The following is a 15,244-nucleotide window of genomic DNA, read 5'->3' as shown; positions in this document are numbered from 1 at the left end:
CAGTAGCGGATCGGCAGGCGCGGCGTTTAGCAGTTCTTGCGCCTGCGCGGACTCAAGCTGTCGCACTGACGTCATGCCTCCTTCACAGATCGCGCCGAGACTGCGCGCCTTGTCCAGCCCTGGGATATCCCTGCAGGTGCTGGCCCTGTCGCGTCCTCCCGGAGTCCTGCCGTGCATCGTTCGAAGCTTTCGCGTTCCATCCTCCTCGCCCTTTCCATGGCCAGCGCAGGAGGCGCGATCGCAGCGGAGGCCGATGCGGTCGATGCCGCAGGCGGCAGCCGCGCCGCGCCCACCCAGCTTGATGCAATGCTGGTCACCGGTACCCGTGCCTCCAACCGCACCCAGTTCGAAACACTGGCGCCGGTGGACGTGTTCAGCAAGGAAGACATCAGCTCCGTTGAATCCACCGACCTGAAGGACGTGCTTGCCCAGCTGGTGCCATCATTCGTGGTGCAGCGCCTGCCGATGGCCGACGGGCAGGTGTTCGTGCGTCCGGCCACCCTGCGTGGCCTGTCGCCGGACCAGACCCTGGTGCTGGTCAACGGGCGTCGCTTCCACCGCAGCGCGCTGCTCGGCAACCGTGGTGCACAGGCGGCCGACCTTGCACAGATTCCGACCAGCGCGATCAAGCGCATCGAAGTGCTGCGCGACGGCGCATCGGCGCAGTACGGCTCGGACGCCATCGCCGGTGTCATCAACATCATTCTTGAGGACGGCCCCGGCACCGGGATCACCGCCGGCTATTCGCAGTACGCGCAGGGCGACGGTGCCTCGCGCGACTTCAGTGCGCGCACCGGCTGGTCGCTGGGCGACTATGGCAGCCTGGTGCTGTTCGCCGAGTCGTCCAATTCAGACGCCACCTCGCGTACCCGCCAGCGCCCGGATGCGATCGCCTTCCAGGCTGTACATCCGGAGCTGGAGGTGCCCAACCCGGTGCAGCGCTGGGGCCAGCCGGAACTGGAGAGTCGCCGCGTCGGCTTCAACATGAAGGCCAACGCCAGCGACGCGCTGGAGCTGTATGCGTTCGGTCTTTACAGCCACAGCGATGGCGTCAGTGATTTCAACTGGCGCAATCCGGACACCACCACCGGCGCCTACCGCACCACCGTCATCTTCCCGGGCTGGAACCTGCGCTCGATCTACCCGGTGGGTTTCAGCCCGCAGTACGGCAACGTCCAGAACGACCTGCAGCTGGTCGGCGGCCTGCGCGGCGAGATCACACCGAAGCTGCGCTGGGACGTGAGCGCCTCGTATGGCCGCAACGCCATCGACTACAGCCTGAAGAACTCGATCAATGCCTCGCTCGGCCCGGCCAGCCCGACCGACTTCGATCTCGGCCGCCTGACCCAGACCGAGAAGAACGCCAACGCCGACTTCAACTATGAGTGGGACGTGGCCGCGCTGACCAGGCCGATCAACGTCGCCTTCGGTGGCGAGTTCCGCCAGGAGACCTACCAGGTGCGCGCCGGTGACCCGGCGTCATACGCGGTGGGGCCGGGCGCGGCTGCAGGCCTGGAGGCCAATTCCAATGGTGCGCCCGGTTTCTCGGCCAGCCAGGCCGGGCAGTGGAGCCAGCGCAGCAAGGCTGCCTACGTGGACATGGAGGTGCCGCTGGGCGAGCGCTGGAGCATCGGCGCGGCCAGCCGCTACGAGGACTTCTCCAGCTTCGGCAGCACGCTGGATGGCAAGCTGTCGGCGCGCTTTGCGATTACCCCGGACGTGGCCCTGCGCGGCACCGTGTCGACCGGCTTCCGCGCACCGACGCCGGCGCAGCTCAACACCACCAGCACCACCCAGGGGTTGGATACGCGCACGCTGCAGATCTTCACCAGCGGCCGCCTGTCGCCGAACGATCCGCTGGCGCAGCTGCTCGGTGCCAGGCCGTTGAAGCCGGAAGAATCACGCACCGCCTCGCTGGGCCTGACCTGGCGCACCGACCTGGGTCTGTCCGGCTCGGTGGATGTCTACCAGATCAAGCTCAGCGACCGCTTCAGCCAGTCGGCCAGTTTCGCCATTCCGGCCGGTACGCCCAATCCGCTGGGCTATACCTCGGTGAACTATTTCACCAACGACTTCGATACCACCACCACCGGCGTGGACGTGGTCGGCAACTACCTGCGCGACCTCGGCGCGGGCCGCATGACGCTGACCCTGGCCTACAACTACAACCGCACCCGCGTGGACAACGGCAGCACCTCGGTGGCAACCAATGAGACCCAGCGCGTGCTGTTCGAAGACCGCCTGCCCGAGCACAAGGGCAGCCTGACCGGCAGCTGGGACATCGGCGCCTGGTCGCTGATGGCACGCATGCGCTACTACGGCGCCTGGACCGATTCCAGCGGCAATGCGGTGGGCGATATCTACCAGCGCTTCGGCGCGATGAGCTTCCTCGACCTGGCTGTGGGGTATCGCATCAATGAGCATCACAGCCTGCGCGTCGGCGCCGACAATGTGTTCGACCGCTACCCGGATGAGGCCACTTTCCAGGCCAGTCGCGGCCTGGTCTACTCGCGCAACGCGCCGTACGACACCGACGGCGCCAACCTGTACGCGCAGTACCGGCTGAGCTTCTGATGGACCCGACCCGCCGCTTCCTGTTGCGTGCCGGCTCCTTGCTGCCGGCCGCAGCCGCACTTTCTTCACTGCCCGCCATGGCTGCCACGCGTTACGCTGCGTCCATGCAGATTCCCGCAACGACCGTGGCGCCGGACGTGCTGGCCCGCGATGAGAGCTACTGGGCCGCCGTGGCCAGCCACTTCGACATCACCGACGAAGTGAACCACCTGGAGAATGGCTACTGGGGCGCGATGGGCCGCGAAACGCTGGCCAGTTACCAGCGCCATACCGCTGAAGTGAACCGTGGCAACGCCTGGTATGGCCGTCATGCGTTCCCGGCGCAGTACATGGCGGTGCAGCGGCAGGTGGCCGGACTGCTGGGCGTGGGCGCGGATGAGATCGCACTGACCCGAGGCGCCACCGAGGCGATGCTGGCGCTGATCGGTGGCTACAACCGCCTGCGGCCCGGCGACCAGGTGCTGTACGCCGACATCGACTACGACAGCATGATCGGTGCGATGCGTTGGCTGCAGCAGCGCCGTGGCGTGCAGGTCGAGCGCATCGCGCTGCCGGTGGTGCCCGACCATGTGCAGATCCTGCAGGCCTACGAGGCCGCGTTCGCGCGGCTGCCACGCCTGAAGCTGGTGCTGCTGACCCAGGTCAGCCATCGCCATGGGCTGGTGCTGCCGGTGGCCGAAATCGCCGAACGTGCGCGGGCACGCGGCATCGACGTGATCGTTGATGCGGCGCACGGGTTCGGCCAGATCGACTACGCGGTGCCGCAGCTCAAGGCCGATTTCGTTGGCATCAACCTGCACAAGTGGATCGGCGCACCGGTCGGCGTCGGCGCGATGTATGTGCGCAAGGGCCGCGTTGCGGACCTCGACCCGTACATGGGCGAGACCGACGATGGCCGCGTGGGCAGCCGTGTGCACACCGGCACGGTCAACTTCGCCGCTTACCTGGCGCTGCCAGAAGCGATCGCGCTGCACCAGCGTATCGGCGCGGCCAACAAGCAGGCGCGCCTGCGCTACCTGCGCGAGCGCTGGACGGTGCCTGCGCGGCAGATGGCGCATATCGAAGTGCTGTCTTCACCGGACCCGGCGTTGGCCAGCGCATTGGCCAGCTTCCGCCTGCGCGGGCGCACCAGCGTGGCAGACAACATGGCGCTGCAGAAGCGCCTGCTGGACGAGCATCGCGTGTTCACCACCCATCGCGACGGGTTGGACTCCGGCGCCTGCGTGCGGGTGACGCCGTCGGTGTTCACCCGGCCGCAGCAGATGGATGCGCTGGTGCAGGCGCTCTCCGCCCTGGCCTGATCATGAACGGTAGTGCCGGCCGCTGGCCGGCAACCTCATGATCGTCGCCCACGAGCAGCTGCCGGCCAGCGGCCGGCACTACCGATCGGGTGGGTGCCGACCGTTGGTCGGCACATCCCATTCCACGCCTACCGCTCGATCGCCGGCAACGCATCGGACAACAACAACCGGTCAATCCGATGCAACGCACTCTCCAGCTGCCCTCGGTCCGCTGCCAGCCCCAGCGACAGACGCACGCCATACTGGTGCGAGACCCCCGGCGGACAAAACGCCGATGACGGCGCAATCGCCAGCCCCTGCAACTGGGCGGTACGCACCAGCGTGGCATCGGTCCACGGCGCCGGTATCCGGCACCACGCATGCAGCCCTTCCGCGCGCTGCAGCAGCGACGGTGCCAGCAGGTAACGCGCCATGCGCATTCGTTCGCGTGCCTCGGTGCGTACCTGGGCCAATAGTGATTGCGCCGAGCCATCCAGCAGCAGCTGGCTGGCCAGCGCCGACACCAGCGGATGCCCCATCAGTCGCGTCGCCCGCAACGCCGCCGTCATCGCCTCGGCGTGCACAGCGCTCGGGCATTGCACGAATGCGGTGCGCAGGCCGGGGCTGATCACCTTCGACAGCGTCGCCACGTAGAACACATGGCGCGGTGCCAGCGTTGCCAGGGGTATCGGTGCATCTTCGGCAAGGTGCCAGTACGGATCATCCTCGATCGCCAGCAGGCCTTCGCTCTCCAGTACACGCGCCAGCGCCTCGCGCCGCTGCAGCGGCAGGGTCAGCGCGGTCGGGTTCTGGCAGGTGGGGTTGAGATAGACCAGGCGCGCGCCGCTTTCGCGTGCCTGCCGCAGCAGCGCTTCAGGGCACATGCCGTGTTCGTCGCTGTCCACCGGCATCAGCCGACGCCCCAGCGCCGCTGCGGCCTGCAACAGGCCCGGATAGACCAGCGCATCGCACAGGATCGTATCGCCATCGCGGCCCTGGCTGACCAGGATCGCGGCCAACGCCACCTGCGCGCCTTCGGTCAGCAGCAGGCAGTCGTCATCCACGGCGCCCAGCATCGGCTGCAGCCAACGCGCCGCAGCATGGCGATCAGTGGGGTTGCCGCCACCCAGGTGATACGTCATCAGGTTCGGCGCGTCGCTGCGTGCAAGCACGGCGGCGGCACCACGGCGCAGCGTCTCTGCCAGCGCGTCGGCGTCGGGCACCGGCGGCACGTTCATGCTCAGGTCCACCACCTGGTCGAAGCCGGCCTTGGGCGGTGCGATGAAACTGCCCTGTGGCCCGCGCGCTTCGATCAGGCCGCGTTTGCGTGCTTCATCGAATGCCCGCGTTACCGTGGTCAGGTCGACGCCGAGCTGCTGCGCCAACGCGCGCTGCGAGGGCAGGCGTTGCCCCGGTGCAAGACCGCCGCGGCGCACCGTGCGCTCCAGCGAATTGACGATGCGCAGGTAGATCGGCCCGTTGTGCGCGAGCACGTCCTGCACCCATTCGCGGGCTGCGACATCCGGTCGCGGCATGTACGGAGCATGTCGGGGCGTATCGTTGCTTCCGACGGCGGGAGCCTGTCCATAACCATCGGTCGGTTCGGACAGGTGACCGCCGTTGTTGTTTGCGGCGGCCGAACCGGCCCGCGTCGGTGATGTCATTGCGCGTCCTCAGCGCTTGGCCTGCCAGGGGCAGTAGCAGCCCACGGCAAGCAGTCCTTTCGGGCGCACGGTTTCGCCGCGCACCAGTCTGTCCAGCAGCGGTTCGACGAAGCTGTTGGCCGAGTTGCAGACCATGCCGATGCTGTACGGGCCGGCATACGCCAGATGGCCGTGCCGGTCCCAGATCGCCACGGCAGGGCTGGCCGGGATGTGTTCGATACCGTCGATGGTCGGCAGGTTGATCACCTTGTTGCGCAGCGGCTCGGGCAGCGCGCCCTGCGTGCCAGGGCGGCGGATCGCGTAGAAGTCGATGCCGGCACGGCGGTACATGCTGATCAGGTAGCTCAGGTGCGCACCGGTCTCGCGGTTGCACACGCCGCAGGCCGGGTCCCAGAAATGCACCACGCGGATGCGGCCGGTATCTCCGGCCAGATCGGCCGGCAGGCGCAGCTGCGAGTCGTCGAAGACGATGGCCTGTTCGGTGAAGGTGGACTGCGCGCTGTAGCCGAAGTACTGCCACAGCGCAGCCGCCACGCCGGCCATGAACAGGCAGGCGAGGGCGATCATCGTCGGCAGCAGCCAGCGGCGACGCGGCGCGGCTGCGCCCATCAGGACGCGTCCCCGCCGAACTTGTGCACGTACTGCTTGCGCATCTCGCGGCAGGAGTCGGCCTGCGCGCGGCGCTGGATCTCGCTACGCGACGGATCCTCGCTGCGCTGCACGCACTGGTCGATGGCGTGGCGCTCGGCGGCCTTTACGTCCACGGTCTGCGGCTGCAGGCAGACCCAGGCCAGCGCGGCCAGCATCAGCACCACAAAGCCACCGCACCCGGCCATCACCAGGTGGAACTTCAGTTTCTCGGCGCGCATCGATGCACGTCCCTTCATCCATACATTGCATACAAAATATCATTTTGTATGGATTGGGCGCCATGCGTTCGGTTCAGACAATGGCGTTGTGCCGGGCCTCGGGAACTTCGGACAGGATCTCGTTCAGCTTGGCCAGCGCCCCGGCCAAAGCGCCCTGGTCGACCGCGCCGCCCAGCGACAGGCGGATGGCGTTGCCCGGCGGCGGCTCTTCCACGCTGAAGGCGTCCGAGCTGGCGATGCCCAGCCCCTGTTCCTGCGCGGCCTGGATCAGCCGGTACTGGTCCAGCCGTGGCGGCAGCGGCAGCCATACGTGCAGGCCGGCCGGGTGCGCCCGCGCGCGGGACGGCAGGTACCGCGCCGCAATCGCCTGGCGCTCGCGCAGCTCCTGCTGGAAGCGCCGTACCATGTCCTCGGCCTGGCCGCTGCGGATCCACTGTGAGGCCACCGCCACCATCGACTGGGTCGGCATCAGCGCGATCGCACGCAGGGCGTCCAGCACCGGTTCCATCGGTTCGCCGGCCGGCACCACCAGGTAGGCGGTGCGCAGGCCCGGTGCCAGGCACTTGGAAAGGGTGGAGATGTAGTAGACCGGGCAGCCGGCGTCGCGGTGGGCGGCCAGCGGCGGCGCGGCATCACCGGCCAGCAACCAGTAGGGATCGTCTTCGATCACGGTCAGATCGTGGCGCTTCGCCACCGCCAGCAGGGCCTGCCGGCGCTGCGCCGACATCGTTGCCGTGGTGGGGTTCTGGATGGTCGGCACCAGGTACAGCAGGCGCGGCCGGCGCAGCTGGCAGGCTTCTTCCAGCGCCTCGGGCAGCATGCCTTCAGCGTCCATCGCCACCGGCACCACGCCCCGCTGCAGCACGCGCGCGGCGGCCAGCAGGCCCGGGTAGGTCAGCTGTTCGGCGGCGATCAGCTCGCCCGGCTGGGTGCGGGCCAGGATCAATGCGCACAGCGCGGTCTGCGCACCGGGACAGATCACTACCTGGTCAGCGCCGACCGTACCCAGCATCGGTACCAGCCACTGTACGGCGGCGGCGCGGTCCTCGCGGGTGCCGGCGCCGACGTGGTAGCTCATCAGTTCGCCCTGGCCCAGCTGCTGGCCCACGTGCTGGAAGCCGGCCTCCATGCCCTGTGCGAACGGCGCGCTGCCCAGCAGCGGCGGGATGTTCATGCTCAGGTCGACCGAGGTGCTGCGGTTGCCGGCCGACAGCGCAATGAAGGTGCCGCCGGCGCCCTGCGCATCGAGCAGGCCGGCCTGGCGCAGCTCGGCAAAGGCACGGGTGACCGTGGTCAGGTCCACGCCCACCTGCTGGGCCAGGTCGCGCTGCGGCGGCAGGCGGTCGCCCGGGCGCAGCACGCCGTCATCCACCGCTTCGCGCACCTGCTGGGCAATCTGCAGGTACAGCGGGCCGGCACCCTCGCGGAAGGGGCGGACCCAGGTGCGATTGGGATGTTTCAGGCGGCGGCCGGCGGCAGGTGGCGTCATCGGTCAGATTTTTCCATACGTGCAGATGCACAAGTCCATACAATGTTGTATCTTGTATGGGCTTGATTGGAGTGGTTCGCCTGCTTGTAGGCGACCTCGTACCCACAGTGTAGCCGCTCCACGCCCGGGCGCTGCGCGCAGGCGAGCCGGTCAAGCGCGCTTCTTCAACAGGGTTGACCTCCAATGAATATCTGCTGGAACCGCATCCGCCTGGCGCTGGTCGCCCTGGCCTGCGTCGGCCTGTCGGGCTGTGACTGGGTGCTGCTGGATTCGAAGGGCATGGTCGGGCTCGCTCAGCGCGACCTGATCCTGATCTGCATCGGCCTGATGCTGATCGTGGTGATACCGGCCATCGTGCTGACCTTCGTGTTCGCGTGGCGCTACCGCGCCGGCAACACCAAAGCGAAATACACGCCGGACTGGTCGCACTCCACCAAGGTGGAGATCGTGGTCTGGGGCGTGCCGCTGATCATCATCGCGGTGCTGGCGGTGATCGTGTGGAAGTCGACCCACGAGCTGGACCCCTACAAGCCGCTGGACGTGGCTGGCGAACCGCTGCACGTGGACGTGATCGCCACCGACTGGAAGTGGGTGTTCGTGTACCCGGACCTGGGCATCGCCACGGTCAACCAGCTCAACTTCCCGGCCAACCGCCCGCTGGCATTCAACATCACCTCCAACTCGACGATGAATACCTTCTTCATCCCGCAGCTGGGTGGGCAGATCTACGCGATGGCCGGCATGCGCACGCAGCTGCACCTGATCGCCAACGAACCCGGCCAGTTCCGCGGCATGTCCGGCAACTACAGCGGGCATGGCTTCTCGAACATGAAGTTCATCGCCACTGCCAGCAGCAACGAAGACTTCGAGCGCTGGGTGGCCGAAGTGCGCAGCGCGCCCGACGCGCTCAGCTTCACGCAGTTCAAGGCGCTGGCCGCGCCGTCGAAGAACGCACCGGTGCAGCACTTCTCCAGTGTTGAACCGCTGCTGTTCAAGAAGGTCATCGACCAGTTCATCGGCGTCGGTGAGAACACCGCTGCTGCTACCCCGGCCGGCGCTGCCGGTGGTGCCCAGGTTTCCCAGGAGTAACGAACATGTTGGGTAAATTGACGTGGGAGGCCGTGCCGCTGCACGAGCCGATCGTCGTGGTCACATTGGCGGCCATGGTGCTGGGTGGCCTCGCGCTGCTTGGCGCAGTGACGTACTTCAAGCTGTGGGGCCCGCTGTGGCGCGACTGGTTCACCACCGTGGACCACAAGAAGATCGGCATCATGTACGTGGTGGTGGCGCTGGTCATGCTGGTGCGCGGCTTCGCCGACGCGCTGATGATGCGCGCACAGCTGGCCGCGGCCGGGCCAGGCAGTGACGGCTTCCTGCCACCGGAGCACTACGACCAGATCTTCACCGCGCACGGCGTGATCATGATCTTCTTCGTGGCCACCCCGTTCGTGGTCGGCCTGATGAATATCATCGTGCCGCTGCAGATCGGTGCGCGCGACATGGCGTTCCCGTTCCTCAACGCCTTCAGCTTCTGGATCTTCGTGGTCGGCGCAGCGCTGATGATGATCTCGCTGGGCGTTGGCGAATTCGCCATGACCGGCTGGGTGGCCTATCCGCCGCTGTCCGGCATCGAGTTCAGCCCAGGCGTGGGTGTTGATTACTACATCTGGGCGTTGCAGGCATCCGGTATCGGCACCTTGCTGACCGGCGTCAACCTGTTCATCACCATCCTGCGCATGCGTGCGCCGGGCATGACCCTGATGAAGATGCCGGTGTTCACCTGGACCGTGCTGGTCACCAGCGTGATCATCATCGCCGCCTTCCCGATCCTGACCGTGGCGCTGGGCGCGCTCACCCTGGATCGCTACCTGGACTTCAACTTCTACACCAACACATTGGGTGGCAACCCGATGATGTACGTGAACCTGGTGTGGGCCTGGGGCCATCCGGAGGTGTACATCCTGGTGCTGCCGGCGTTCGGCATCTTCTCCGAAGTGACCGCCACGTTCGCGCGCAAGAAGCTGTTCGGCTACAAGTCGATGGTCGGCGCCACGCTGGCGATCGGCATCCTGTCGTTCATCGTCTGGCTGCACCACTTCTTCACCATGGGCTCCGGTGCCAGCGTCAATGCCTTCTTCGGCATCATGACGATGATCATCGCCATCCCCACCGGCGTGAAGATCTTCACCTGGCTGTTCACCATGTACGGCGGCCGCGTCGAGTTCAGCGTGCCGATGCTGTGGACCATCGCCTTCCTGGTCACCTTCACCATCGGTGGCATGACCGGCGTGCTGCTGGCCATTCCGGGCGCGGACTTCCTGCTGCACAACAGCCTGTTCCTGGTCGCGCACTTCCATAACACCATCATCGGCGGCGCGCTGTTCGGCTACCTGGCCGGCTTCGCCTACTGGTTCCCGAAGGTGTTCGGCTTCACCCTCAACGAGCGCCTGGGCAAGTGGTCGTTCGCCTGCTGGGTGATCGGCTTCTACCTGGCCTTCATGCCGCTGTACATGCTGGGCTTCATGGGCATGACCCGTCGCATGAACCAGTACGACAACCCGGCGTGGACGCCGTACCTGATCGCTGCCTTCATCGGCGCGCTGTTCGTGTTCGCGGGCATCATCCTGATGCTGGTGCAGATCTACGTGAGCGTTCGCGACCGCAAGCGCAACCTGGACCTGACCGGCGACCCGTGGAATGCGCGCACGCTGGAATGGGCCACGCCGTCGCCGCCGCCGTTCTACAACTTCGCGGTGGTGCCCAAGGCCGATGAGCTGGACGCCTTCCACGAAGCGAAGAAGCGCGGCCTGCCGCCGCCGCCGAAGAAGTACGCACCGATCCACATGCCGAAGAACACCGGCGTGCCGCTGATCCTCAACATCTGGATCCTGGTGCTGTGCTTCGCCCTGGTCTGGCACATCTGGTGGATGGCCGCGGCCAGCTTCATCGCGATGATCGTGACCCTGATCGTGCGGTCCTACGACGAGGACGTGGACTACTACGTCAGTTCCGAAGAGGTGGCGCGCACTGAAGCGGCCAACCTTGCCAAGCTGAAGGAGGTACGCGCATGAACCTGTTGACCCGCCCCGAGCTGGCCAGCGACACGCAGGCGCACGAGGACCACCACGAGCACGACCACGGCCACGAACAGGGCGGCATGAAGGTGTTCGGCATGTGGGTCTACCTCATGTCCGACCTGGTGCTGTTCGGTTCGCTGTTCGCCTCGTACGCGGTGCTCAGCACCGCCTACGCCGGCGGCCCCACCGGCAAGGAGCTGTTCTCGCTGCCGTTCGTGATGGCCGAGACCTTCCTGCTGCTGGTCTCCAGCATCACCTACGGCCAGGCCGTACTGGCGATGCATCGCCACGACACCTCGGCGGTGCTGCGCTGGCTGGGCGTGACCTTCGTGCTCGGTGCCTCGTTCATCGGCATGGAGATCTACGAGTTCTCGCACCTGATCCACGAAGGCGCGGGCCCCAGCACCAGTGCCTACCTGTCGGCGTTCTTCGCGCTGGTCGCCACCCACGGCCTGCACGTGGCCAGCGGCCTGATCTGGATGGCGGTGGTCATGCACCAGGTCTACCGCCGTGGCCTGACCCCGACCAACATCACCCGTGTGTCGTGCCTGAGCCTGTTCTGGCACTTCCTGGACCTGGTGTGGATCTGCGTCTTCACCTTCGTCTATCTGATCGGAGCCTTCTGACATGGCCCACGTCGAAACCTCGCGCGCAGGCAATGCGCACGGCTCCACCAAGTCCTACCTGATCGGCTTCGTGCTGTGCGCGCTGCTGACCGTGGTGCCGTTCGCACTGGTGATGAACCCGGTGCTGTCGCGGCCGCTCACGCTGTTCCTGCTGGTTGGCTTCGCGGTGGCGCAGATCCTGGTACAGCTGGTCTATTTCCTGCACATGGACCGCAAGTCCGAAGGTGGCTGGAACCTGGCCAGCTTCGTGTTCACCCTGGTGATCCTGTTCATCATCGTCGCGTTGTCGGTGTGGATCATCTGGAGCATGCACTACCACATGATGATCAACTGAGCCTGCGAACCGTGAAAGGCATCGCGTTCCCCCAACGTGGCCTGCGGCTGGCCGCAGGCCTGCTGCTCGGCCTGCTGGCCGGTTGCAGTGCGCAGTCGCGCATGGACTTCTACTCCAAGGACATCGCCTGCGAAGAGCTCGGCCAGCACTGGTCGATGCCCGACAGCCGCGGCGCCTTGCGCGGGCCCAAGGACCTGCAGGGGCAGGTGACCTATCTGTTCTTCGGCTTCACCAGCTGCCCGGACGTGTGCCCGACCACCATGGTCGAGCTCAGCCAGGTCAAGCACCTGATGGGCAAGGATGCCGACCAGCTGCAGGTGGTGTTCGTCAGCGTTGACCCGGCCCGCGACACCCCGGAGGTTGCGCGGACCTACGTGGAAGCGTTCGACCCCAAGGCAATCGCGCTGGTCGGCAACGAAGCGCAGCTGGCGGCGATGGCCAGCGACTTCAAGGCGTTCTACGAAAAGGAACCCGGTCAGGTACCGGATACCTACACGATGAGCCACATTGCCGGCGGCTACGTGTTCGACCGCCAGGGTCGACTGCGCCTGTTCGCGCCCTATGGCATGCCGGTGGACAAGCTGTTTTCCGACGTGCAGCGCCTGCTGCTGGAGCCCGCTCATCCCGCCGCCGGCAACGACGCACTGGCCAGCTGCAGTCTCAAGCAAAGCGACACACTCGCCGCGCGCTGACGTCACCTCCACCGCGGTGGGTGCCGACCGTTGGTCGGCACTTCCCCACACACCCATCCCCCGGCCGGCCAGGAGAGCCAACCGGCCAGGGGCACCACTCAACGCCTTACTTGGTTTCTTCCCACTGCACCACGTCCGGCTCGGTGGCGCGGATACCGGCGATGGACAGCAGCCTGGTGGTCGCATCCAGCGCCGCGTTCACCGACGGGTACTCCACGATGGCCTGGCCTGAAGCCTTCGACACCTTCACCACGGTGCCGCCGGTGGCGGTAGCCGCACGCTGGGCCGATGCCGCATCGGTGAAGAACACCTTGACCCGCGACGTCGCCACCACCGGCGCGCCGTCACGGGAGACCGCCGCCGCGAACTTGCCGGCACCGGCATCAGCAGGCGCTGCGGTGGCGCCATCCAGCGAACGCTTGGTACGCGCGCTGGTGGTCGCCGCCGCCTGCGGGGTGATCGTGAACTGGCCGCCGCTGGCCTGCTTCACGGTGGCCGAGGGCGACAGCTGGAAACGCGTGCCGCCCACGTCGAACGAGCGGCCGGTAGCGGACGCCTTCAGTTCCTGCGCATCCACGGTCGACAGGGTCCTGGCCGGAGGGGTCTGCCCCGAGCTCTGTGCCCAGGCAGGGGAGGTCATCGCCGCGAAGGCGAGCGTGCTCAACAGAATGGTCGTCTTCATCATCAGTGCCCCAGAACGCGGATCTTGAAGAATTCGAGGTTGCCACGCGATGCAGCGGTCGCGGCCTGCCCCATGTCGGTCACTTCCAGCGTCCAGGTGCCCGTGGCATTCTCATCCAGGAAGGCATTGCTGGACAGCAGGTCCCAGCTGGTGAAGTTGCTCTGCGCGCCACCCGTGCCCGAGCCGATCGCGGTGAACGCCGGCTGCACCACGCTGCGGGTGCCGCTGGGCGACACCAGCACGAACTGCAGCTGGCGCGTGTTGCGGTGGTTGACCCGGAAGCCCAGCTGCACGCTCTCGATGTTGCGCGCGCCGTTGGCCAGCTGGAAGGTCAGGCGTGCGGCGGCGGCCGAGGTGTTGCCGATGGCCACGGTACGCGTGGTGTTGCGCCAGCCGCTATCGACCAGCGCACCGAGCGACTGGAAGTTCTCGGCCACCTGCACCGCGCGTGCAGCGTTGACCACGCCGAAGCCATACCAGTTGCTGTAGGCACGGCCGGCAGCATTCACCGTCCAGCCCGGCACCAGCGTGCGGCCGTCGGCCAGAGTCACCGCCGGCTGGTTCGGGTGGTTGCGGGTGGCGGTGGTGGCCAGGATGTACTTCACATCGCGATAGGACAGGTTCGGATTGGCTTCCAGCACCAGCGCCGCCACGCCCGAGACCATCGGCGCCGACGCCGAGGTGCCGTTCATCTTGGCGGTGTAGTTGCAGGTGCTGTCGATGGCCGACAGGTTGCTGTCCAGGGTGTTCTGGCGGTTGGTGTTCTTGTTGCTGCCCTGCGCGCACCCGGTCACGTCGGTGGTGACGATGGCCGGGTCGTAGGCGCGTGCCACCAGGCCGGGCGCGTACTGCGCCTGCAGGCCGTACTCGCCGCCAAAGGCCGAGACCCACAGCGCCGAGCCGGTGGACGAATACGACGAGCGCACGCCATCGGCGCGCACCGCGCCTACGGTGATGACGTTGAACAGGTTGTTGCGCGGGTCGCGGCCAGCCGGCACGCAGCCGGTGTTGCGGTTCTTGGTGTCGGTGGTGCAGACATCCTGGGTCTGGCTGATCGAGGCATTGTTGAAGTTGTTGCCGGCCGACTTCACGTAGATGCCGCCGCGGCCACCGCGCGTACCCGACAGCGCCTGCTCGTACGAACGAATCGTGTTTTCGCTGTACGCCAACGGCAGGTTCGGATTGCCCGGGCCGGCGCCCCAGCTGTTGTTGAACACCTGCACGTCGGCCGACTCCGCGCCGTCCCACCAGGCGTACTCGATGTTGCTCTGCTGGTTGCCCAGGGCCGAGCGCGAAATCGGGTTGAAGCCCTTCAGCGTCGCCGCCGGCGCCACACCGCGCACGCCCAGGTTGTTGGCGCCCACCGCGCCCGCAATGCCGCCGACCATGGTGCCGTGGTTGTCGACATCCGGGTTGGTCGGGGTGGGGTTGTTCGAGCCATTGGTGAAGTTCTTGCCGGCCACCGCCGCCACGTTGGCGGCCAGGTCAGGGTGCGCGATCTGCAGGCCGTCATCGACGATGGCGATGGTGACGCCCTGGCCACGGATGCCATTGCGGAACAGGCCATCCACGTTCAGGTCGTTGCCGGCCACCGGCAGTGTGTCAGCCGGGACAGTCTGCCCGGTGTTGAGCAGGTGCCACTGTATCCCCGCCAGTGGATCGGCCTGTTGGGCCTGGGCGGTGACGGCCAGGCTGCCCAGCACCAGGGCAGTGGCGAGGGCCAGGCGCGCAGAGCGCGGTGGCGCGGAGCGTTGCGTGTGTCGCTTCATACACGAATCCTTCTGTTGTGAATCGGCATGGCAGGACGGCGGGGCGGATCTGCCCCATCGCAACGAGCCAAACGCGACACAACGAAGAACCCCCTACCTCTTCACACACCCAATCTGCAGATGTGCCGATTGCGTCACAAACGCTTATGCCGCGGGGTAATGACGACTGCCGAGCCCCGCATCTGGTG

Annotated in this window: 13 protein-coding genes; 7 read left to right on the top strand and 6 right to left on the bottom strand. The window is 66.7% G+C overall.

The genetic code is table 11. The features are described from left to right. Nucleotides 1-171: 171 nt before the first annotated feature. On the top strand, nt 172-2,574 hold the full coding sequence (locus ACTXG9_RS10930) for a TonB-dependent receptor plug domain-containing protein (protein ID WP_111098647.1): 2,403 nt from the start codon (nt 172-174) through the stop codon (nt 2,572-2,574). Further along, nucleotides 2,574-3,875 carry an aminotransferase class V-fold PLP-dependent enzyme gene (locus ACTXG9_RS10925; protein WP_111104526.1) on the top strand — a complete coding sequence of 434 codons (1,302 nt, stop codon included), beginning with the start codon at nt 2,574-2,576 and terminating at the stop codon, nt 3,873-3,875. Before ACTXG9_RS10930 ends, ACTXG9_RS10925 begins: the two co-directional genes overlap by 1 nt. 128 nt (nt 3,876-4,003) lie before the next feature. On the opposite strand, the gene ACTXG9_RS10920 is transcribed toward ACTXG9_RS10925, so the two are convergent. Genes ACTXG9_RS10920 through ACTXG9_RS10905 form a run of 4 tightly spaced genes read right to left on the bottom strand, consistent with a single transcriptional unit; the run spans nt 4,004 to nt 7,876 of the window. After that, nucleotides 4,004-5,518, bottom strand: coding sequence for an aminotransferase-like domain-containing protein (locus tag ACTXG9_RS10920; protein ID WP_111104523.1), 1,515 nt, complete (start codon nt 5,516-5,518; stop codon nt 4,004-4,006). A 9-nt stretch (nt 5,519-5,527) separates the two neighbouring features. Then, complete coding sequence (locus tag ACTXG9_RS10915; RefSeq protein WP_021201963.1) at nt 5,528-6,127, bottom strand: DUF6436 domain-containing protein; 600 nt, start codon at nt 6,125-6,127, stop codon at nt 5,528-5,530. Further along, nucleotides 6,127-6,405 (bottom strand): hypothetical protein, encoded by a 279-nt coding sequence (locus ACTXG9_RS10910; RefSeq protein ID WP_021201962.1) that lies wholly within the window; start codon nt 6,403-6,405, stop codon nt 6,127-6,129. Before ACTXG9_RS10910 ends, ACTXG9_RS10915 begins: the two co-directional genes overlap by 1 nt. A gap of 55 nt (nt 6,406-6,460) precedes the next feature. Beyond that, nucleotides 6,461-7,876 carry an aminotransferase-like domain-containing protein gene (locus ACTXG9_RS10905; RefSeq protein ID WP_021201961.1) on the bottom strand — a complete coding sequence of 472 codons (1,416 nt, stop codon included), beginning with the start codon at nt 7,874-7,876 and terminating at the stop codon, nt 6,461-6,463. A 183-nt stretch (nt 7,877-8,059) separates the two neighbouring features. Between ACTXG9_RS10905 and cyoA the strand changes: the two genes are divergently transcribed. The 5 genes from cyoA to ACTXG9_RS10880 are packed head-to-tail and all read left to right on the top strand — an operon-like array spanning nt 8,060 to nt 12,605. Further along, nucleotides 8,060-8,965, top strand: a complete 906-nt coding sequence (gene cyoA / locus ACTXG9_RS10900) for a ubiquinol oxidase subunit II (protein WP_010482114.1) — start codon at nt 8,060-8,062, stop codon at nt 8,963-8,965. A gap of 5 nt (nt 8,966-8,970) precedes the next feature. Next, nucleotides 8,971-10,947, top strand: coding sequence for a cytochrome o ubiquinol oxidase subunit I (cyoB, locus tag ACTXG9_RS10895; RefSeq protein ID WP_006474876.1), 1,977 nt, complete (start codon nt 8,971-8,973; stop codon nt 10,945-10,947). Next, complete coding sequence (gene cyoC / locus ACTXG9_RS10890) at nt 10,944-11,579, top strand: cytochrome o ubiquinol oxidase subunit III (RefSeq protein WP_005414759.1); 636 nt, start codon at nt 10,944-10,946, stop codon at nt 11,577-11,579. The genes cyoB and cyoC overlap by 4 nt, the downstream gene beginning before the upstream one ends. A 1-nt stretch (nt 11,580) precedes the next feature. Next, on the top strand, nt 11,581-11,913 hold the full coding sequence (gene cyoD, locus ACTXG9_RS10885; protein ID WP_005411473.1) for a cytochrome o ubiquinol oxidase subunit IV: 333 nt from the start codon (nt 11,581-11,583) through the stop codon (nt 11,911-11,913). Between the two features lie 11 nt (nt 11,914-11,924). Continuing rightward, the gene (locus tag ACTXG9_RS10880; RefSeq protein WP_180832738.1) at nt 11,925-12,605 is read left to right on the top strand and encodes an SCO family protein; all 681 of its coding nucleotides are present in this window, start codon (nt 11,925-11,927) and stop codon (nt 12,603-12,605) included. Between the two features lie 106 nt (nt 12,606-12,711). Here the strand turns inward: ACTXG9_RS10880 and ACTXG9_RS10875 are convergent, their stop codons facing one another. Continuing rightward, a complete protein-coding gene (locus ACTXG9_RS10875) occupies nt 12,712-13,290 on the bottom strand; it encodes a DNA breaking-rejoining protein (protein ID WP_180832739.1) in 579 nt (192 codons plus the stop codon). Next, nucleotides 13,290-15,056: a S8 family serine peptidase gene (locus ACTXG9_RS10870; protein WP_049441989.1), complete on the bottom strand. Its 1,767-nt coding sequence runs from the start codon at nt 15,054-15,056 to the stop codon at nt 13,290-13,292. The genes ACTXG9_RS10875 and ACTXG9_RS10870 overlap by 1 nt, the downstream gene beginning before the upstream one ends. Nucleotides 15,057-15,244: the final 188 nt, after the last annotated feature.

The organism is Stenotrophomonas maltophilia group sp. LNF247, from assembly GCF_054083135.1.
This window is presented reverse-complemented; position numbering and strand designations above follow the sequence as displayed.